Consider the following 19,994-nt stretch of genomic DNA (forward strand, 5'->3'; position numbering starts at 1 on the left):
TTCAATCTCTCAACCTAGCATTGAATTCTCTGCTCAGACGTTCCAAAACGCGTCCTACCGTTTCATCGACCCTGGCGTCGGTCAAGGTTTCGGCCTCATCCTGCAACACCAAACCGAGAGCGACGCTCTTCCGACCGGTCTCGACACCCTGCCCCCGGTAAACGTCGAACACCACGACCTGGCGCAAGATAGAGCTATCCGCTTCTTTCACGCACTCGATCAAACGATCGATCGTGACGGATTCGTCAACGATGACCGCGATATCCCGGCGCACCTGCGGGAACTTCGATATTCCGTGGAATACCGGAATATGCCTTCCGAGCAGCACGTCTTGATCGAGCTCGAACATAAACACGCTCTGTTCGAAGCTTAGTTGCTTTTCCAGGCGAGGATGCAGCATTCCGATCCAACCGAGCCGTTCGCCGTCGAGCCGGATTTCCGCCGATTGCCCCGGATGAAGTGCCGGATGAGCAGCGGCGACAAATTCCAAACCAGCCTCCCGGCCGGTCAGTTTGACGATGCCCTCGACATCGGCCTTCACGTCGTAAAAATCCACGGAGCGAGCCGCTTCTCCCCACTGCTCTTCATGTACCGCCCCTATCGCCAGGCCAGCGATAGATTTCCGCTGTTCGATGCCGCTGCCCCGCCTCGCGAAACGCAGACCTGCTTCGAACAGGCGCACCCGGTTCTGCTGGCGGAACGTGTTCTTGAGAGCCGCGTCCAGCAAACCGCACCAAAGGCCGGTGCGCATGACGGCCAAGTCGGAGGAAATCGGATTCTTCAAGGCCAGATAGGGAATTTCCGGCTCGATCAGCGCCTGCCGAGCTTCGTCCACGAAACTGTAGGTAATCGCCTCCTGGTAACCGCGATCGACCAGGAGGTTCTTAACCCGGTCCAGATCGAGTATTCGTTCGGACACCGGACGCATCGCCGTCGCCATGACCGGATGGCAGCGCGGCAACGATTCGTAGCCGTAGACCCGTCCGAGCTCCTCGATGAGATCGGCCTCTATGGCGATATCGAAACGAAATCCGGGCGGCGTCACGGACCATCCCTCCGGATGGTCCGCGAGAGTCATTCCCAGCCGTTTGAGAATTTCGGCGACCTTCGGTCGTTCGATGCTCATGCCGAGCAGACGGGTAATCCTCTCGTAACGCAGCGGAATCGGCGCGCGTCGCGGCAAATGCGGGGGGCTGGCCGCTTCGACGATGGGTCCCGCTTCTCCGCCAGCAATGGATAATATAAGTTCGCTGGCCCGCTCGATGGCACGAGTCTGCAACTCGGGATCAACGCCTCTCTCGAAGCGATGGGACGATTCGGTATTCAGCCCGTAGCGCCTAGCCTTGCCCATGATCACGCTCGGCGTGAAAAAAGCGCATTCGACGAAAATATCGGCAGTGCCATCGCCCACCGCGGAGTCGCTGCCGCCCATGATGCCCGCCAATGCCAAGGCTTTTCGTTGATCGGCGATCACTAAAATATCGGAGTCCAGCGCGATTTCCTCGCCGTTCAAGAGGCGCAGCTTCTCGCCCGGCGCCGCATAGCGAACGTGGATGCCGCCCTCCAGCTTGGCCGCGTCGAAGGCGTGCAAGGGTTGTCCCATTTCCAAGAGCACATAATTGGTAACGTCCACTACCGCATCTAGGGATCGGATACCGGCGCGCCGCAAACGTTCGCGCATCCATAGCGGCGTCTGAACGGTACGCGATACGCCTTTGATCAGCCGCCCCAAATAGCGCGGGCACGCTTCGGGTGCGGAAACGCTCACCGGGTGCTCTTCTCGAATCGTTGTAGGAACGGCAGGAACGTCCGGTACTGCCCAATCCAGAGCGTTGAGCGAGGCCACTTCGCGCGCAATGCCTTCTACGCTTAGACAATCTGCGCGGTTCGGTGTCAGATCGACCTCGATGATGCAATCGTCCAGTTTCAGATAATCCCGAACATCGGTCCCCACTGGAGCATCCGAGGGCAATTCCATCAGCCCTGTTTGGGGATCGTCTATTCCCAACTCCTTGGCCGAACACAGCATGCCAAACGAGGCGATGCCGCGAAGCTCCGATTTCCGAATGGAAACATCCCCCGGCAGACGTGCCCCTTCGATGGCGAGTGGCACACGCATCCCGACCCGGACGTTGGGCGCTCCGCATACGATTTGAAGAGGCTCACCGGAACCGCCGGACACCAGACAGACTCGCAGCCGGTCGGCCTGTGGATGGGGCGAGACCTCGAGGACTTCGGCCACGATAACGCCGCTGAACGATGCAGCGGCGGGTTCGGCGCTATCGACCTCAAGACCCGCCATCGTCAACTGATGAACCAGTCTTTGCGTGTCTATCGATGGATTGACGTATTCTCGTAGCCAGGCTTCGCTGAAGCGCATGGGAAGGACCGTATGTTGTTCTTAAAATGCCGCGAATTGTGAAAGAAATCTAAGGTCGTTCTCGAAAAACAGCCTGAGGTCATTGATGCCGTAGCGCAGCATCGCGAGCCGTTCCACGCCCAAACCGAAGGCGAAACCGGTATAGCGTTCCGGATCGATTTTGACGAATTCGAAAACCCGCGGATGGATCATCCCGCAACCCATTACCTCCAGCCAACCGGTCTGCTTGCAAACGCGGCAACCTTCGCCTCCGCACATGACGCACTCGATATCGACTTCGGCGGACGGTTCGGTAAACGGGAAATAAGACGGGCGGAAACGTACCTGCATGTCCTTTTCGAAGAACAAGGTCAGGAACTCGTAGAGAATACCCTTGAGGTCGGCAAAGCTGACGTCCCGATCGACGACGAATCCTTCCACTTGATGAAACATCGGGGTGTGGGTCAAATCGGAATCGCAGCGATAGACGCGGCCCGGCGCGATGACCCTAAGCGGCGGGCTCTGGGTCTCCATGATCCGCACCTGCACCGGTGAGGTATGGGTACGCAGGAGGGTGTGCTCGTCGAAATAAAAAGTGTCGTGCATCGCCCGCGCGGGATGATGGGCGGGTATGTTCAACGCTTCGAAGTTATGGTAATCGTCCTCGACTTCGGGGCCTTCGACGATGTCGAATCCAACGTTCTTGAAGAGTTGGCTAATGCGCCGCAACGTCAGAGTGACCGGATGGAGCCCTCCCGTACGCTGCCCGCGCCCCGGCAGGGTAACGTCGATGGTTTCCCGCTTGAGACGTTCTTCCAGCTCGCTCGCCTCCAGAACACTCTTTCGGGCCTCCAAATCGGCTATAAACTGGTCTTTGGCCCGATTAACCCGGCCTCCGGCCTCCCGTCGCTGTTCCGCCGGAAGCGTACCGAGTTCTTTCATGCGCTCGGTAAATACACCTTTCTTGCCGAGATAATGTACTCGCACTTGATCGAGTTTTCCGAGCGTATCGGCCTCGGCCACTTGCTTTCTGGCCTGCACGAGAAGCTCTTCAAGGGGTGTACTCACAGCCTTGCTCGCTTGGACAACGGTTTTGAAATGAAGAACGGGAAAAACTCGGGGCGAGTCTTTCCCGTGAAGATCAGGCGCGGGCTAACCCTGGGCGATCTTGGCCAATTCAGCGAACGCATCTTTGTCGCGAACAGCCAAATCTGCCAGAACTTTACGGTCGATTTCGACGGACGCCTTTTTTAGGCCATCCATAAAACGGCTATAAGACAGTCCGAATTCCCGCGCCGCGGCATTGATTCTCACGATCCAAAGCGCACGGAATTGGCGTTTTCTCTGTCTGCGATCCCGATAAGCATATTGGCCGGCTTTGATAACCGCCTGCTTGGCAACGCGATAAACTCGGCTACGGGCGCCGTAATAACCTTTCGCCTGCTTGAGAACCTTTTTGTGCCGGGCTCTCGCAGTGACGCCTCGTTTTACTCTAGGCATGGGCTTCTCTCTCGATGGGCAAGAAAAAATCAGCTATAAGGCAACAAGCGAGTCGCGCTCCGCACATCCGAAGGGTGTAAGGCAGCGGGATTGCGCAGTTGGCGCTTCCTCTTGGTGCTCTTCTTCGTCAGAATGTGACGACGATGCGAATGATTGCATTTGAAACCGCCGGACGCAGTACGCTTGAAGCGTTTCGCTGCGCCGCGATTGGTCTTCATCTTAGGCATATAAATCTCCAACAACTCAAGATTATTTTTTTCTCTTCGGCGCAAGCGTCATGCTTAACTGCTTACCTTCCATTTTCGGAAACTGCTCTACGACGGCGTGCTCCACGAGGTCCGTCTCGATCCGCTTCAGAAGGTCAATGCCCAATTCGCGATGACTCAATTCTCGACCGCGAAACCGAACAGTGACCTTTGCCTTATCGCCGTCCGATAGAAAGCGAATGAGATTGCGCAGCTTGACCTGGTAATCGCCCTCGTCCGTACCTGGCCGGAATTTGATTTCCTTAACCTGAATCTGCTTTTGCTTTTTCTTGGCCGCTTGCAGCTTCTTATTCTGCTCAAAACGGAATTTACCGTAATCCATTACCCGGCAAACGGGAGGATCGGCTGCCGGCGAAATCTCGACCAGATCCAGATTCGCATCATAAGCAATTTGCCTGGCTTCTCTGGTCGACACGACTCCTACTTGATTACCGTCGGGTCCGATCAACCTGACAGTGGGCGCCGTGATCTCTTCATTCAGGCGCGGCTCTTTTCTTTCAGCAGTGATATCCTATTCCTCCGAACGCAATTATTGAAACGCAGCGCGACTCGCCACCTCGTCGGTAAACTTGCCGATCAAATCCGGCAAGCTGAAACCGCCTAGATCCTGGCCTTTCTGTGTACGAACAGAAACGGTACGGGAATCCAGTTCTTTATCGCCGACGATTAATAAATAAGGCACACGCTGCACGGTATGCTCGCGGATTTTAAAGCCGATCTTCTCATTTCTCAAGTCGGACTTTACCCGAAAGCCTTGTTTTACAAGCTCCGCAGCCAATTCGGCGGCATATTCGGCTTGATTTCCGGTAATGTTGAGCACCACCGCCTGAACCGGCGCCAGCCAAAGCGGAAAATACCCTGCGTAATGCTCGATGAGAATGCCGATGAAGCGTTCCATCGATCCTATGATCGCCCTATGCAGCATGACCGGCGTATGGCGGGCATTGTCTTCGCCCACGTATTCGGCACCGAGACGCCCCGGCATCATGAAATCCACCTGAATCGTCCCGCACTGCCATACCCGACCGATCGCATCCTTCAACGTGAACTCGATCTTGGGGCCATAGAAAGCTCCCTCACCGGGCTGCAATTGGTATTCGATGTCTTGCGCGGCCAAAGCAGCCATCAGCGCAGCTTCAGCCTTATCCCAAATTTCATCGCTGCCGAGCCGCTTGGGCGGGCGCGTGGACAGTTTGTACTGGATATCGGTAAAGCCAAAATCCGCGTACACCTTACGCAAGACACCTATGAATGCGACAACTTCCGCCTGAATTTGATCCTCGGTACAAAAAACATGGCCATCGTCCTGATTGAAACCGCGCACACGCATGATCCCGTGCAAGGTGCCGGAGGGCTCGTTGCGATGACAGGAACCGAATTCCCCGAACCGGATCGGCAGTTCGCGATAGCTATGCAGATGCTGTTTGAAAACCTGGATGTGACCGGGGCAGTTCATGGGCTTTACCGCATACTCTCTATTCTCGGACGCGGTAAAAAACATATTCTCGTGAAAGTTGTCCCAGTGGCCCGAAGCTTTCCAAAGGCTTACGTCCAGAATCTGAGGACAGCGGATTTCTTGATAGCCATTCTCACGGAACACCCGGCGCATGTACTGCTCGACCTGCTGATACAGCGCCCATCCATTGGGATGCCAGAACACCATTCCGGGAGCTTCCTCCTGAGTATGGAACAGGTCCTGCAGCTTGCCGATCTTGCGATGATCGCGCTTATCCGCCTCTTCCAGCCGATGCAGATAGGCGTCCAAATCCTTCTTGTCGGCCCAGGCGGTGCCATAGACACGCTGCAGCATGGCATTGCGGGAATCCCCCCGCCAATAGGCACCCGCCACCTTCATGAGCTTGAAGGCTCTAAGCTTTCCGGTATCCGGCACATGGGGACCGCGACAAAGATCGGTAAAATCCCCTTGCGAGTAGAGGGAGATTTGCTCGCCCTGAGGTATGGCTTCGATAATTTCGGCCTTATAGTGCTCGCCCTGGTCACGGAAAAATTTGACGGCTTCTTCCCGACGCATCACTTCCCGCCTGACGGGAATCGCCTTTGCCGCCAATTCCGTCATTTTCTTTTCGATTGCCTCGAGGTCTTCCGGCGTAAAGGGACGTTCGAAGGCGAAATCGTAGTAAAACCCGTTTTCCACCACCGGACCGATCGTCACTTGCGCGCTCGGATACAACGACTTAACGGCCTGAGCCAGCAGATGGGCAGTTGAATGGCGAATAATCTCCAGCCCGTCCGCGTCCTTACCCGTGACGATTTCGACTGCGGCGTCATGTTCGACAAGAGTCGACAAATCGACCAGTTTCCCGTCGATTCGACCAGCCAATGCCGCCTTAGCCAATCCCGGACCAATGGACTGCGCCACCTCCATAAGCGTTACGGGGTGATCGAATGTGCGAGCGGAACCATCCGGCAGACGTATCACGGGCATCAGTCGAAACCTCTTCAACAAAAAAAGCATCGCCCAGCGATGCTTTTCGGAATTGGTAGGCGCGATTGGACTTGAACCAACGACCCCCACCATGTCAAGGTGGTGCTCTAACCAACTGAGCTACGCGCCTAAAATCAAGAGACGCAATTATAGAGCTATTTTTTGTTTAATTAAAGCCTTTCGTTCTCATCGCATTTAAGCGGCAAAATTTCACGGGTGGCAACGACGGGAATTGGTTATGATGGCCACTAGATGTGAATTCGGCAGGAGCAGTTCTGTCCAATTAAGAGGAAAGCAGTTCCGCAAGGGTGATAAACATGGCCATGTCACCGATCGAAACCTCGATTTCGGAAGTTTGTTTGGGTAGATCGAAGTTGTTCCGATTAGTATTGTTATGGATAACGCTCTTAAGCATAGCGGGGTGCGCAACCAGCCCGTTTTCGAAACCCATTCGGACGGCGACGAAAACGCAGCCATCGTTCTCGGAAATCAGCGCCCGCCCCGACGCCTACAAAGGCAGGACGGTCATGCTGGGCGGCGTGATCGTCCAAACCAGCAACCGCCCACAGTTCACCGAAATCGAAGTCTTGCAAAAACCGCTAGAAAGTTCGGATCGCCCGGAAGACGTCGACACTTCCGCCGGACGATTCCTGATTCACTGCAACCGCTTCCTGGATTCGGCGGTCTATGCGAAGGGACGCGAAGTGACGGTCGCCGGAGAGGTCCAAGGCAAGGAAACCAAGCCTCTCGATCAAATCAACTACACCTACCCGGTAATCGGTTGCAAGGAAATTCATCTTTGGGCCAACCGGCCGACTTACACCTATTATCCGACGCCATACTGGTACGATCCTTGGTGGCGAGGCTGGCCCGGCTATTACCCTTATTGGTACCCTTATTGGTAAGACTCATTCAACTCAAAAGGCTGCAACGCTACTGTGAGAGAATCTCGGATCTCGAAAAAGGACATCCGATCCGGCTACCCAATATCCTGGCCCCGCTTTCTCGGCCTGGCCGCCTTACTTGCGATCACGCTACAACTCAGCGGTTGCGGCTCGGTACTGTCGCGAGCGACCATGGACCAGGTCGATCCGAAACTTTCGCCGGAAACTGTCCTGAATAACCCAAAAGCGTTTATCGGCCAAGCCATTCTCATCGGCGGAACTATCCTTAGCGCCGAAAATCTACAGGAAGGCACGTTAGTCGAAGTACTGACCTATCCCACCGATAGACGAGGCGAGCCGGAACTCAGTGAGCCCGCATTGGGCCGATTCTTAATATTGTATCCCGGCTATTTAGACACACTCATCTACGAACAAGGCCGGCGAATTGTTGCAGCCGGTCGCGTCATCGGCGAACGCACGACGGAAACCAGCGAAGCGACTCGTGCATTTCCGTTGTTACGTCCTTTGGAGATCAAACTGTTATCCGAATATGACACCGGACCTCGGATCGGTATTGGCTTAGGCGTTGGATTTGGCTTTTGATCGATGATCATAGCCTCGCGTCTTGCCGGTCCCTGCAACACTCAATCCCACCTGATAAACCAGTTAGAAAACGTGCGGATTGAAAATCCATTCGATGCTATCCAAAATGGCGTCGCGTGCATTCGCCAAGGCGGATGCTTTTTCCAATTCGTGCTCTTTGAGGCAACTCTATGGAAAGATTTGCAGCCCCTTAAGGATCGTTAGTTAATGCCCATCTCTTATTTTTTATTTTTATAGTGAAAAAATGATTAACGGTTTACTCGACCTCCCCTGGTGGGGACTTATTGCCGTTACGCTCGGTCTGACCCACATCACCATTGCCAGCGTCACGATTTTCCTACATCGCCACCAGGCGCATCGCGCTTTGGACCTTCATCCGGCGGTCAGCCATTTTTTTCGGCTCTGGCTGTGGCTGACAACTGGCATGGGCACCAAGGCCTGGGTCGCGATTCATCGCAAACACCACGCCAAATGTGAAACCCCGGAAGACCCCCATAGCCCTCGCGTGTTTGGCATAAGCAAGGTCTTATGGGAAGGCGCGGAACTCTACCGGACCGAAGCAGCCAATCCGGAAACCTTGGATCAATACGGCTACGGCACGCCTGATGACTGGCTGGAGCGAAAACTTTACTCGCCGCACCCCGGTCTTGGCGTCGCGCTTATGTTTCTCGCCGACGTTGCGCTGTTCGGCTTCTTCGGCATTACCATTTGGGCCGTACAAATGCTCTGGATTCCCTTTTGGGCAGCGGGCGTAATCAACGGCCTGGGGCATTTCTCCGGTTATCGCAATTTTGAAACCCGCGATGCGTCCACCAATCTCTTCCCGATAGGCTTACTGATCGGCGGCGAGGAACTTCACAATAACCACCATGCCTATCCCTCTTCGGCGCGGCTATCCTCCCGTTGGTGGGAATTGGACATCGGGTGGGCCTACATTCGCCTGATGGAACTATTGAAGTTAGCAACGGTTCGCCGGGTTGCTCCAAAAATTCGCATTCTTCACGACAAGAAATTGATCGATTTGGCGACAATACAGGCCGTAATGCGTAACCGGGTCCATGTGCTGGCTTTATATGGCCGTAGCGTGGTGCTTCCGGTCCTGCGTCAAGAATTAAAGACTGCCCTCCCGGCATCCCGACGCCTGCTCCGCGATGCAAAGCCGCTCTTGGTTCGAGAGGATATCCAATTCGATGAGGCCGCCACCCACATCCTTGATCGAGCACTGAACTTGAGCCAAACACTTCACACCGTTTACCAATTCAAGGAGGAATTGAAACAGCTTTGGGCGAACTCTTCAGTCGGCTACGAAGCACGTGTGCAGTCGCTCAGAGAGTGGTGCCAACGAGCGAAGGAGACTGGCATCCAATCACTTCATGAGTTTGCCGACTTGTTGCACGGCTATACCATTACAAATCGGCTGTCCGTCAATTATTTACCCAGCACTTAGAGCCTATCCCAATAGGCGATAATAAGCGTCTTTAACCGGTAACCGAGGAGAAGACCCATGGGACTCATTACCGAAGACGATGGCTGGCGGATTCCCGACGCCTTATGGGAAAAGATGTCACCCCTGCTTCCGGTGCACGTGCCCAAGCCGCATCCCCTGGGATGTCATCGTCGCCGGGTCGACGACCGTGTGGCGATGAATGCGATTGTGTTCGTCCTGCGTACCGGGTGTCAATGGAATGCCCTGAATGCGACGGGGATCTGCTCCAGCAGTAGTGCCCACCGCCGGTTCCTGGAATGGGTTGAGGCGGGTATTTTCGAGCGTTTCTGGCAGGAGGGGTTGCTCGAATACGAGCGGCTCAAGGGCATCGACTGGAGTTGGCTATCCCTGGATGGCGCCACGACCAAGGCGCCCCTGGCCGGCACAAAAAAACGGGGCCAAATCCGACGGACAGGGGCAAACAGGGGGTCAAGCGCAGCCTGTTGACCGAGGCGGATGGAATCCCACTGGCCGTAGTGGTCGAGGGTGCCAACCGCCACGACATGAAACTGGTCCGTTCGACGCTGGCGGCGGTTCAAGCCCAGCGGCCCGAACCGACCCCGGAACAGCCCCAAGGATTATGTTTGGATAAAGGGTATGACTATGACGAGGTGCGGGATATTGTCCACGCGTTCGGGTTCACGGCCCACCTTCGAACCCGTGGCGAGGAGGCCCAAGCGATCAAGCGGGACGCGGGATTCGCAGCGCGGCGCTGGGTCGTAGAGCGCACGCACAGTTGGATGAACCGCTTTCGGCGCATTCTCATCCGCTGGGAAAAGCGGGCGGATACCTATCTCGCTCTGTTGCATCTGACACTGGGCATCATCACCTGGCGAGCCACCGGCCTATTGGGATAGGCTCTTAAGCCAAGCACCACTCACATGCTGCCGTGCGGCGTCTCATGTGAGTCATGATATGGTCGGGAAAGTAGCGACCTGTTCATCCAGGATCAGGCTTTCTCGGCCTTCCGCAACGATCATTTGCGATTGATAAGAATCCCCGATTTACTGGCGCACCGGTCCTTAGGTCGGCAATCCATAGCGACAAACCCATTGCGTAGAAAAAGGATTTTCGACTTACAAGTCGTGCAGCGCTGTAAGCCGGAATAAGCATTTCCGCGGGTTTATCCATGTAGCTTTGGACAGCGATGCCAAGGACACGGGCCCAAAGCTGAAAATGCTTCAAAAAAAAGCCCCATCCGAAGATGGGGCTTTTTTACACTTAAATGATCGGTCGGCGATTACATCATGTCGCCCATGCCGCCCATTCCACCCATGCCTGCCGGCATCGGAGTCTCTTCCTTCGGCTCTTCGGCAACCATTGCCTCAGTGGTGATCATGAGACCCGCCACGGAACCGGCGTTCTGCAGCGCGGTACGGGTCACTTTCGCCGGGTCCAGAATGCCCATGGCGACCATATCGCCGAATTCGCCGGTTGCTGCGTTGTAGCCGAAATTTCCGGAACCCTCGGCTACCTTGTTCAGAACCACGGACGACTCGTCGCCGGCATTGGCCACGATCTGGCGCAGCGGCTCTTCCATCGCGCGGCGGGCGATGCTGATGCCGACATCCTGATCGTGGTTTACGCCTTTCAGATCCTTGATCTTTTGCAGAGCGCGGACCAGAGCCACGCCGCCGCCCGGCACGATGCCTTCTTCAACCGCAGCGCGGGTCGCGTGCAACGCGTCCTCCACGCGGGCTTTCTTCTCCTTCATCTCGACTTCGGTGGCCGCGCCGACCTTGATCACTGCCACACCGCCGGCCAACTTCGCCAAGCGCTCTTGCAGCTTTTCTCTATCGTAGTCCGACGTGGTCTCTTCGATCTGCTTACGGATCTGGGTGATACGGCCCTGGATTCTTTCCTTAGCGCCGGCGCCATCGATGATGGTGGTTTCTTCCTTGCTGATCTGAACCTTCTTGGCATTGCCCAAATCGTTCAGACTCGCTTTCTCCAGGCTCAGACCCACTTCTTCGGAAATTACGGTGCCGCCCGTCAGGATAGCGATGTCTTCCAACATGGCTTTACGGCGATCGCCGAAACCGGGCGCTTTAACGGCACAAACCTTGATGATGCCGCGCATGTTGTTGACGACCAAGGTCGCCAGCGCTTCGCCTTCGACATCTTCCGCGATGATCAGCAGCGGACGACCGGCTTTAGCGACGCCTTCGAGTACCGGCAGCATGTCGCGGATATTGGAAATCTTTTTCTCGCAGATGAGGATCAGCGGGTTTTCCAGCTCGGCGCTCATGCTCTGCTGATTGTTGATGAAGTACGGCGACAAATAGCCGCGGTCGAACTGCATACCTTCGACGACATCCAGGCTGTTTTCAAGGCCCGAACCTTCCTCGACCGTGATCACGCCTTCCTTGCCCACTTTGTCCATCGCTTCGGCAATGATCTTGCCGATGCTCTCGTCTGAGTTGGCGGAAATGGTGCCGACTTGAGCGATCGCGTTGCTGTCGGTGCAGGGAACGGACATTTCGTGGATGGCGTCGACGGCGGCGGTGACCGCCTTGTCGATGCCGCGTTTCAGATCCATCGGGTTCATGCCGGCGGCCACGGCCTTCAGGCCCTCGACCAGAATCGATTGCGCCAGAACGGTGGCGGTGGTGGTGCCGTCGCCCGCGACATCGGAAGTCTGAGACGCGACTTCCTTCACCATCTGAGCGCCCATGTTTTCGAACTTGTCGGAGAGCTCGATATCTTTCGCCACGGATACGCCGTCCTTGGTGACGGTCGGCGCGCCGAAACTCTTTTCGAGCACGACATTGCGGCCTTTCGGACCCAAGGTCACTTTCACCGCCTGTGCCAGAATATTGACCCCGCGAACCATGCGGATCCGCGCGTCATCACCGAATCTTACGTCTTTCGCTGCCATTACGATTTACCTTCGTTGGTTGATGTTGAATTCCGGGCGTGCTCAGTCTTCGAGCACAGCCATGATGTCGTCTTCGCGCATGACAAGGATATCCTCGCCATCGAGTTTCACCTCGGTGCCGGAATATTTGCCGAACAGCACCTTGTCGCCCGCTTTGACTTGCAGCGCGCGCACTTGCCCGTTATCCAGAGTTTTGCCGTTACCCACCGCAAGAACTTCACCGCGCATCGGTTTTTCCGCAGCCGTATCCGGAATCACGATTCCGCCCGGCGAAGTCCGCTCCTCTTCGAGGCGCCTCACGATAACACGGTCATTCAAAGGACGAATTTTCATCATACTCTCCTGTTCCTACTGATGATGTATTGACTGACGAGCGGTCGACCAGACCCTAGCTTTGTTAGCACTCGACTAAAACGAGTGCTAATCATAGCCGTCGAATATTTCATGTCAAGATCAACGCTCCCCCACCACATGTGAAAGAGTTGCGCGAATCCGCGTTTTTCCTGGGTTAAGATTCGTGCGCAACCAGCTTCGAGAAAAGAACATGGACCGCACCGAACGCTTCTACAAAATCGATCAACTGATCCGCGAGCGGGAAAACGTCTCTCAAAAGGCGTTCCTTGAAGAATTGGGTATATCGGCAGCCACTTTCAAGCGTGATATCGAATATATGCGCAATCGATTCAACGCGCCGATCGTTTGGGACCGAAAAACCCGCGGCTACCGCTTCGGGCCCCATAGCGGCGATGCGGCCTACGAATTGCCCGGCCTTTGGTTCAATGCCTCGGAAATCCATGCTCTCCTCACCATGCGCCAACTGCTCGCAGACCTTCAGCCCGGGCTGCTCGAACCGCATATCCAGCCGCTGCTCGCCCGCCTCAATGCCCTGCTCGGCGCCGGCGATCACGAGTGGCAGGAAGTCGAAAAACGGGTCCGGGTGTTCCATGTCGCACGGCGAACGGTGGATCTACAGCATTTCGAAGTGGTTGCGACGGCTCTGCTCAGACGCCGCCGGCTGCGAATTGTCCATTACAACCGCAGCACCGATGAAACATCCGAACGCACGGTGTCGCCGCAGCGCCTGATCCACTACCGCGAAAACTGGTATTTGGACGCCTGGTGCCATCTCCGTGAAGCGATCCGAAGTTTCGCCGTGGATGCGCTCCGCTCCGCATCGGCGCTGAACGAACCCGCCGTAGACATCCCGGACGAAGAGTTGGATCGAGAACTGGCATCCGGTTACGGCATCTTCTCCGGCGCCGAAATCCACTGGGCGGAATTGCGTTTTACGCCCGAACGCGCGCGCTGGGTCAGCCATGAAATCTGGCATCCCAAGCAAAAGACCCGGTTCGAGCCGGACGGCAGTTACACCCTCGAAATCCCCTACGCCGACGACCGCGAACTGATCATGGACATCCTCAAACACGGCGCGGACGTCGAAGTCCTCGCTCCCGAATCGCTCAGGAGCAAACTGCAAGAAACGGTTCGGGCAATGGCGGCCCGCTACGAATAAAAATTTTTACCGATAGGGTTAGTGGCTCACACCCTGAGCGACTACCTGTCGTAGAGTATCTCCGTCGTTACACCCATCGGAGATACGATTATGTTCAACGTCTTCTCTTCCATCCGCAAAATCCGGAACGCTCGGGCTTCTGCAAGCTCCGCCACCAGCCATCCCGCCTGTCCTTTACAGCCGAGCCCGTTATCCCGCCAAACGCCGGATGCTTCGGCGCGCGTCAACTACGATATTCCGACGTACATCCGACGCGGTATCAAACTCAGCAGCTTGAACTAAGAAACAAGCACGGAACGGCACGATAAATACCAAGCCGAGAATTCGATACAATGACCATATTAACTGGTCATATAGTATCGAGGTATCAATCATGGAAATCACCGCAGCGGAATTCAAAGCCAAATGTTTGAAACTGATGGACGAGGTCAGCAAAACCCATGAGCCCGTCGTCATCACCAAGCGAGGCAAACCGATTGCCAAACTGGTACCGATCGAAGAACCGTCGGAAACCCAATTCGGTTACATGAAAGGCACGGTCACCGTTCTGGGCGATGTCGTTTCCCCTATCGACGAACCCTGGAGCGCGTTAACGGGCGACGAGGATGATCTCTACCGTGATCTCGCGCCGGGTGGACAACCCAACGATGGATGCCGGGCAAATAAATGAACGGACTGTTGCTGGATACCCACGCGTGGCTTTGGTACGCGGAAGGCAATTCCGAGCGCTTGCCGGCGGATGCGGTCGCACATATCGAAGCCATGCGCCGACAGTCGAGACTATTCGTTTCCACGATTTCCATTTGGGAAATCGGCATGTTGCAGAACAAACGCAGACTTACGCTCTCGGCGGCGTTCAATGTTTGGGTCGAGCACGCAACGGCTCTACCGGGGCTTCGATCACTGCCTCTGGATGCCGAAAGCGCGGTGGAAAGCACCCAGCTTCCCGGATCGATCCACGGCGATCCCGCTGATCGTTTTCTTATCGCTATTGCGCGAGTCAAGGGGCTGCATCTGATGACCGCCGACGAGAAGATCGCCGAGTATGCGCGGGAAGGTTATCTCAAAGTTTTCGGTTTGGCGGGCTGAAGGAAATCACATTGCCCGAAGACGATGTAAAAGGCCCAAATCCCTTATTGGAGTCCATGTAAATGTATGGAGGTGCGGTGATCTACTATGCACACAGCGATAACAAGGCCGGATCCAAGCATCCACTAGCAGAGCATTTGCGGGACGTTTCGAAACTCGCAGGAAAATTCGCGGAAGCTTCCAGCTTCGCGGACGAAGCCGGCCTTGCCGGGCTCTTGCACGACCTCGGGAAATATGGCGATCGGTTTCAGGCACGGCTTGAAGGAAAGGACCATGGACTGGATCACTGGTCGATAGGTGCTTGGCTGGCGCTACAAAAGGACTATCAAGCCGTCGCTGCGGCGCTGGCGATTCAAGGTCATCACATTGGCCTGCAATACTTGCGCGGGTCCGAGTTGGCGAAACTAAACCCGACCAAGCTCGTTCAAAGCCATCCCCAACAACTCAGTTTGAGTGAAACGGATCTGGCAACCCTCAAATCACGCCTCCTCGCCGACGGTCTGACTCCGGCAAAGCCCGAGAAAACTGTCTGTGGAACGGAAATCAGATCGGGCTTCGATCTTATGCTCGACATTCGCCTGCTGTTCTCCGCCCTGGTCGATGCCGATTTCCTCGACACCGAAGCACATTTCCAAGGCGGACCGGACGGCAAGCGCCACCGGCCGGACGGGCCGAAGTTGCAAGCTAGCGATGCGCTGGAAATTCTGCTGGCCCATATCGACAAACTCGGCCGCAGTTCGAAGGCCGATCCCGGAGTGGCAAAAGTCCGACAATGGCTGCGCGACGACTGCCTGAGCGCCGCGGAACATCCGCCGGGGCTATTCACACTGACGGCACCGACCGGCAGCGGAAAAACCCTCGCCATGCTCGCCTTCGCCCTGGCGCATGCTGCGAAATACGAATTACGACGGGTGGTCGTCGTCATCCCGTATCTCTCGATCATCGAACAGACGGCTGCCATTTACCGAAGTCTGTTCGAACCGCACTTCGGTACCGACTATGTCTTGGAACATCACTCGCTGGCCGGTTTGGGGAAGGAAGAGTGCGAGTCCGATGCGGAGGGGGAATTTGGTGACTCCGACGAACGCCGACGGCGACAACTCTCGGAGAACTGGGATGCGCCGATCATCGTTACGACCAGCGTGCAGATGTTGGAATCATTGTTTTCGAACCGGCCGTCCGCCTGCCGCAAGCTTCACCGCCTGCCCCGGTCCGTGATTCTGTTTGACGAGGTCCAAACGCTGCCCGCGCCGCTGGCAGTACCGACGCTGGCGACGCTTACTCACTTGGCTCACGCCCATAAGAGCAGCGTCGTGTTCGCGACGGCAACGCAGCCGGCGTTCGAGCATTTGCACGCCCATGTTCGAACGCATGCGCCAGCGGACTGGCAGCCTCAAAAAGTCGTTCCGGCACCGGAGCGCCTATTTACACCGATGCAGCGAGTTAAAAGAATATGGGCTGATCCAAGCCAGCCCGTAGTTTGGCCGGAATTGGCCGAGCAAATCCGTGAAAAACAGCAAATCCTGTGCATCGTCAATCTCAAGCGTCACGCGCGTAAGCTTTGGGAAGAGTTCGACGATCCGAATACCTTTCACCTTTCCACAAATCTTTGCCCTGCGCACCGGCAAGTGTTGTTGGCGGATATCCGTGAACGGCTTGCCACGGATAAACCAGTACGCCTGATCGCCACCCAATGCGTGGAAGCCGGTGTGGACCTGGACTTCCCATCGGTTTTTCGCGCTTATGGCCCGCTCGAAGCTATCATCCAAGCTGAAGGCCGTTGCAACCGAGAGGGAAGACTCGTCGATTTGGGAGAGCTGCGGATATTCATGCCCGAAGACGAAAACTATCCACCGGGCGGTTACCGCCAAGCTGCGCAAATCACCAAGATGCTGTTACAGCGGTTCGGGCCGGAAGGCATGACATTGGATAACCCCGATTTCATCACGGCCTACTATCGGGAGCTTTACGACATCGGAAAACCGGAGGCTTCGAAAAAAACGGAGGAACTCCTCCAATATGTCCGGGAAGGCTCCTTTCCGGATGTTGCTCGCACTTACCGCCTGATCGAACAGGATGCCATTAACGTAATAGTGCCCTACCAGGGAGAAATGGCCTTGTTCGAAGAACTCCTCCGGATGGCGGAAGAAACCGGATTAACCGGAGAGTTCATCAGAAAGGCACGACCGCTCGCTGTCAGCCTGTTTCGCCCCGAATCTGGTAGCCCGGTATGGGACAGTCTGTTGGAAGTTCAGACTCTGAAAAAAGGGCGACGGGGGCGACAAGAAGAATGGTATATCGCCGCGAAATCCGAGCACTATCATCCGCAATTGGGTTTCATGCCGCCGGAAAGCTTGAATTTGTGGATTGCATGAACCATGCGATTAAATCAGTCATCAGCCGCCGAATAAGACTCACTACTACAATTGATCGAGTGCATTGCTCGTTCGAATTATGACAAAGGGGGGATTACTCATGCGTGGACAAACGCACTGCTTGGAAGTGTGGGGCGATTTCGCTTGCTTCACCAGGCCGGAAATGAAGGTCGAGCGCTTCAGTTACCCCGTCATTACGCCGTCCGCCGCCCGCGGCATCTTCGACGCGATTTATTTCAAACGGAGTTACGGGTTCTACTGGCAAATAGAGCGGGTAGAAGTTTTGGCATTTCCGAAATACGTCGCTCTGCGCCGCAATGAAGTAAAAGACAAAGCTCCCAGCGAACGCACGCTGTGGGCATGGATGGAACGAAGAGAGGAACCCGAACCATTGTGGGCGGACGGCGATCGGGACTCCCTCGGCACCGATCAGAAAGGGCGCACACAAAGGCAAACCATGGCGCTTCAAGACGTGCGCTACCGGATTCACGCCCATATTCGGTTACGACACGAAACCCACGACATTCGCGAACTCGACGAACAATTCGCCCGCCGTGCACGAACCGGCAAATGCTTTTACCAGCCCTATTTCGGCTGCCGCGAATTCCCGGCTTATTTCGAACCCGTCGACGAGACCTCTCCGCGGAAACCAGCAATCGGCCTCGATTTGGATTTGGGTTGGATGCTGTATGACGTATTCGACTTGAATCTTGCCAACGATTCTTTCGGAAAACCCTCCATCAGCGTATTCCACGCTCGAATGTCACGCGGAGTGATCGAAATTCCGCCCTATAACAGTTCCGAAGTCCGTAAGAACGAGGAAGCCGGACATGCTTGATTCGGTTCTTAAGCAAGCCGGTAACTCCGAGCCAGGCTTTTCCGAAAAGACCGTCAAATGGCTGATTACCTGCACGAGCGAAGGGCAATTTACCGGGCTGGTCTCTTTAGGCGAAGGCAGAGGCCGTACATTTTCTTCCTGCCCGAATCTGACCCAACCCGAATTGGTCGGCGGCGGTGAGGTACGCAGTCATTTCCTGATCGAAGGACTCCCTACTGTCGCTCTGTATCTTGATCCGAAAGCCGACGAAAAAGAGAAAGCCAAGTTCGAAGCAAAGCACGCGTATTTCATTCATCTACTTAAGCAGGCCGCGGAGCATGCGCCGTATTTGACTGTTGCGGCGAGCCTTCTAGAAAATCCCGAGGCGCTGGCAGCAATTCGGGAAGAACTGCGCGGAGCTAAAGCCAAGTTCACCGAAACCGCAACGCTGCGTATCGACTCCATCACTCCCTTAGAACGAGACGAATGGCGGAACTGGTGGCGGACATTCCGCTCGGGCCTACGAACCGCAAAAGGTAGAAAAGCATCGCCGATGCGCTGTCTCGTTACCGGGGAACTGATCGAGCCAGCCCCTACTCATCCCAAAATCAGCGGCTTGGCAAGCGTAGGGGGTCTCCCTGCCGGTGACGTCCTGGTGGGTTTCGACAAAGCCGCATTTCAATCCTACGGACTGGATCAATCGGCCAACGCCGCCATGTCCGAGGAAATCGCAACGGCCTACACGGAAACCCTCAAACAGCTCATCGCCAAAAAGAGCGTCAAACTCGCCAACACTCTTGCCGTCTATTGGTACACCGAGACTCCCGAACTACCTGATGAAGAGAATCCGCTCAGCTGGATAACCGAAGCACCGGAACTGACCGCCGCAGGCGCCGAAGCCCTGGCCCGCGATCTGCTAGAAGCCATCCGCGAGGGCAAGCGCCCCGACCTTGCCAACAATCGTTATGTCGCCCTGATGCTATCCGGCCAAGCCGGCAGAGTCATGGTGCGGGACGTAATGCAGGGCTGTTTCGAGGAGCTTACTGAGCGTGTTGGTAATTGGTTCGATGACTTGGCCATCGTTACCCGCGATGGCAAAAGCGTGGCCAAATCGCCCAAGTTTCTCGCTGTAGCCGGAAGCTTGGTCCGCGATCTCAAGGATTTACCTTCGCCCTGGCTCCAACAGCTTTGGCGAGCGGCGATAACCGGCGCGCCGATTCCAACCTTCGCTTTGGCGCAAGCGGTTCTGCGCGCCCGCATCGACGTCATCAACCACAACCTCGCATCCCATCCCCGCATGGGTCTCTTGAAAGCCTTTCACATCCGACAAGGAGATCGAGCCATGAGCGCATATTTGAATCCGGAACATCCAAACTCCGCCTATCACTGCGGCCGTTTGCTGGCCGTCTTCGCTAGACTGCAACGAGCCGCTCTGGGCGATGTCGGCGCCGGTGTCGTGCAACGCTACTACACGGCCGCCAGCCAAACGCCGGGACTGGTATTGGGACGATTGGCCGCGAACGCCAAAAATCATTTAAGCAAGCTGGAGGGAGGCTTGGCGTGGTGGTACGAAAACCAGATCGCCGACGTAATGAGCCGGATTCGCGACCAAATTCCAGGCACCTTGACCTTGGAAAATCAAAGCCTGTTCGCCCTCGGTTATTACCAGCAGCTCGCCGCATTGAATGCCGGCAAAGGCAATGGCAATAGAAATTCAGGCATAGAGACTGATCAAAGCACTTCACCCGAATCACAAGACTAACAACAACGACAAGGAT

General features: G+C 55.8%; 18 protein-coding genes and 1 tRNA gene. 10 read left to right on the top strand and 9 right to left on the bottom strand.

Translation table 11 applies throughout. The features are described from left to right. Position 1: 1 nt before the first annotated feature. The 7 genes from pheT to JOD69_RS03360 all read right to left on the bottom strand — a co-directional run bounded on the left by pheT (position 2) and on the right by JOD69_RS03360 (position 6,701). Complete coding sequence (gene pheT / locus JOD69_RS03330) at positions 2–2,380, bottom strand: phenylalanine--tRNA ligase subunit beta (protein ID WP_086135271.1); 2,379 nt, start codon at positions 2,378–2,380, stop codon at positions 2–4. 21 nt (positions 2,381–2,401) lie between these two features. Further along, positions 2,402–3,427: a phenylalanine--tRNA ligase subunit alpha gene (pheS, locus tag JOD69_RS03335; RefSeq protein WP_086135270.1), complete on the bottom strand. Its 1,026-nt coding sequence runs from the start codon at positions 3,425–3,427 to the stop codon at positions 2,402–2,404. A gap of 84 nt (positions 3,428–3,511) precedes the next feature. Beyond that, positions 3,512–3,859, bottom strand: coding sequence for a 50S ribosomal protein L20 (rplT, locus tag JOD69_RS03340; RefSeq protein WP_077731152.1), 348 nt, complete (start codon positions 3,857–3,859; stop codon positions 3,512–3,514). A 29-nt stretch (positions 3,860–3,888) separates the two neighbouring features. Beyond that, positions 3,889–4,086, bottom strand: a complete 198-nt coding sequence (gene rpmI / locus JOD69_RS03345) for a 50S ribosomal protein L35 (RefSeq protein WP_077731151.1) — start codon at positions 4,084–4,086, stop codon at positions 3,889–3,891. Between the two features lie 22 nt (positions 4,087–4,108). Beyond that, complete coding sequence (gene infC, locus JOD69_RS03350; protein WP_077731150.1) at positions 4,109–4,633, bottom strand: translation initiation factor IF-3; 525 nt, start codon at positions 4,631–4,633, stop codon at positions 4,109–4,111. Positions 4,634–4,654: 21 nt separating this feature from the next. Continuing rightward, positions 4,655–6,571: a threonine--tRNA ligase gene (thrS, locus tag JOD69_RS03355; protein ID WP_210023791.1), complete on the bottom strand. Its 1,917-nt coding sequence runs from the start codon at positions 6,569–6,571 to the stop codon at positions 4,655–4,657. Positions 6,572–6,624: 53 nt separating this feature from the next. After that, positions 6,625–6,701, bottom strand: a tRNA-Val gene (locus tag JOD69_RS03360). A gap of 187 nt (positions 6,702–6,888) precedes the next feature. Between JOD69_RS03360 and JOD69_RS03365 the strand changes: the two genes are divergently transcribed. From JOD69_RS03365 to JOD69_RS03380, 4 genes are all read left to right on the top strand, one after another. Then, a complete protein-coding gene (locus JOD69_RS03365; protein ID WP_077731149.1) occupies positions 6,889–7,476 on the top strand; it encodes a Slp family lipoprotein in 588 nt (195 codons plus the stop codon). 33 nt (positions 7,477–7,509) lie between these two features. Further along, positions 7,510–8,058, top strand: coding sequence for a Slp family lipoprotein (locus tag JOD69_RS03370; protein WP_348529941.1), 549 nt, complete (start codon positions 7,510–7,512; stop codon positions 8,056–8,058). 244 nt (positions 8,059–8,302) lie between these two features. Further along, the gene (locus JOD69_RS03375) at positions 8,303–9,505 is read left to right on the top strand and encodes a fatty acid desaturase (protein ID WP_077731147.1); all 1,203 of its coding nucleotides are present in this window, start codon (positions 8,303–8,305) and stop codon (positions 9,503–9,505) included. A 57-nt stretch (positions 9,506–9,562) separates the two neighbouring features. Continuing rightward, positions 9,563–10,401, top strand: a protein-coding gene (locus JOD69_RS03380) for an IS5 family transposase (RefSeq protein WP_139841180.1) whose coding sequence is annotated in 2 segments (ribosomal slippage) — positions 9,563–9,929 and positions 9,929–10,401 — 840 coding nt in all. Because the reading frame shifts where the segments join, the coding sequence is not laid out codon by codon here. 383 nt (positions 10,402–10,784) lie between these two features. On the opposite strand, the gene groL is transcribed toward JOD69_RS03380, so the two are convergent. Both groL and groES read right to left on the bottom strand, forming a co-directional pair. After that, on the bottom strand, positions 10,785–12,422 hold the full coding sequence (groL, locus tag JOD69_RS03385; protein ID WP_077731146.1) for a chaperonin GroEL: 1,638 nt from the start codon (positions 12,420–12,422) through the stop codon (positions 10,785–10,787). A 42-nt stretch (positions 12,423–12,464) separates the two neighbouring features. Continuing rightward, positions 12,465–12,755, bottom strand: a complete 291-nt coding sequence (gene groES, locus JOD69_RS03390; protein ID WP_077731211.1) for a co-chaperone GroES — start codon at positions 12,753–12,755, stop codon at positions 12,465–12,467. A gap of 184 nt (positions 12,756–12,939) precedes the next feature. Here groES and JOD69_RS03395 point away from each other — a divergent pair, with 184 nt between their 5' ends. From JOD69_RS03395 to cas8c, 6 genes are all read left to right on the top strand, one after another. After that, a complete protein-coding gene (locus JOD69_RS03395; RefSeq protein ID WP_348529942.1) occupies positions 12,940–13,935 on the top strand; it encodes a WYL domain-containing protein in 996 nt (331 codons plus the stop codon). Positions 13,936–14,308: 373 nt separating this feature from the next. Continuing rightward, positions 14,309–14,605 carry a type II toxin-antitoxin system Phd/YefM family antitoxin gene (locus JOD69_RS03400; RefSeq protein ID WP_077731143.1) on the top strand — a complete coding sequence of 99 codons (297 nt, stop codon included), beginning with the start codon at positions 14,309–14,311 and terminating at the stop codon, positions 14,603–14,605. Continuing rightward, entirely contained in the window at positions 14,602–15,024 is a 423-nt protein-coding gene (locus JOD69_RS03405; protein ID WP_077731142.1) for a type II toxin-antitoxin system VapC family toxin, read from the top strand. Before JOD69_RS03400 ends, JOD69_RS03405 begins: the two co-directional genes overlap by 4 nt. Before the next feature lie 77 nt (positions 15,025–15,101). Further along, on the top strand, positions 15,102–17,399 hold the full coding sequence (locus JOD69_RS03410; RefSeq protein ID WP_168183891.1) for a CRISPR-associated endonuclease Cas3'': 2,298 nt from the start codon (positions 15,102–15,104) through the stop codon (positions 17,397–17,399). Between the two features lie 100 nt (positions 17,400–17,499). Continuing rightward, a complete protein-coding gene (cas5c, locus tag JOD69_RS03415; protein ID WP_077731140.1) occupies positions 17,500–18,237 on the top strand; it encodes a type I-C CRISPR-associated protein Cas5c in 738 nt (245 codons plus the stop codon). Then, a complete protein-coding gene (cas8c, locus tag JOD69_RS03420; protein WP_086135264.1) occupies positions 18,230–19,978 on the top strand; it encodes a type I-C CRISPR-associated protein Cas8c/Csd1 in 1,749 nt (582 codons plus the stop codon). The genes cas5c and cas8c overlap by 8 nt, the downstream gene beginning before the upstream one ends. Positions 19,979–19,994: the final 16 nt, after the last annotated feature.

The organism is Methylocaldum sp. RMAD-M, from assembly GCF_017832375.1.
Lineage (GTDB): Bacteria > Pseudomonadota > Gammaproteobacteria > Methylococcales > Methylococcaceae > Methylocaldum.

Excerpts from the sequence above, each read along its gene's own strand:
- JOD69_RS03400 (WP_077731143.1), top strand. The coding sequence starts at position 14,309 with ATGGAAATCACCGCAGCGGAATTCAAAGCCAAATGTTTGAAACTGATG.
- thrS (WP_210023791.1), bottom strand. The coding sequence starts at position 6,571 with ATGCCCGTGATACGTCTGCCGGATGGTTCCGCTCGCACATTCGATCAC.
- groL (WP_077731146.1), bottom strand. The coding sequence starts at position 12,422 with ATGGCAGCGAAAGACGTAAGATTCGGTGATGACGCGCGGATCCGCATG.
- cas5c (WP_077731140.1), top strand. The coding sequence starts at position 17,500 with ATGCGTGGACAAACGCACTGCTTGGAAGTGTGGGGCGATTTCGCTTGC.
- groES (WP_077731211.1), bottom strand. The coding sequence starts at position 12,755 with ATGAAAATTCGTCCTTTGAATGACCGTGTTATCGTGAGGCGCCTCGAA.
- cas8c (WP_086135264.1), top strand. The coding sequence starts at position 18,230 with ATGCTTGATTCGGTTCTTAAGCAAGCCGGTAACTCCGAGCCAGGCTTT.
- JOD69_RS03405 (WP_077731142.1), top strand. The coding sequence starts at position 14,602 with ATGAACGGACTGTTGCTGGATACCCACGCGTGGCTTTGGTACGCGGAA.
- JOD69_RS03375 (WP_077731147.1), top strand. The coding sequence starts at position 8,303 with ATGATTAACGGTTTACTCGACCTCCCCTGGTGGGGACTTATTGCCGTT.
- rpmI (WP_077731151.1), bottom strand. The coding sequence starts at position 4,086 with ATGCCTAAGATGAAGACCAATCGCGGCGCAGCGAAACGCTTCAAGCGT.
- pheT (WP_086135271.1), bottom strand. The coding sequence starts at position 2,380 with ATGCGCTTCAGCGAAGCCTGGCTACGAGAATACGTCAATCCATCGATA.
- rplT (WP_077731152.1), bottom strand. The coding sequence starts at position 3,859 with ATGCCTAGAGTAAAACGAGGCGTCACTGCGAGAGCCCGGCACAAAAAG.
- JOD69_RS03365 (WP_077731149.1), top strand. The coding sequence starts at position 6,889 with ATGGCCATGTCACCGATCGAAACCTCGATTTCGGAAGTTTGTTTGGGT.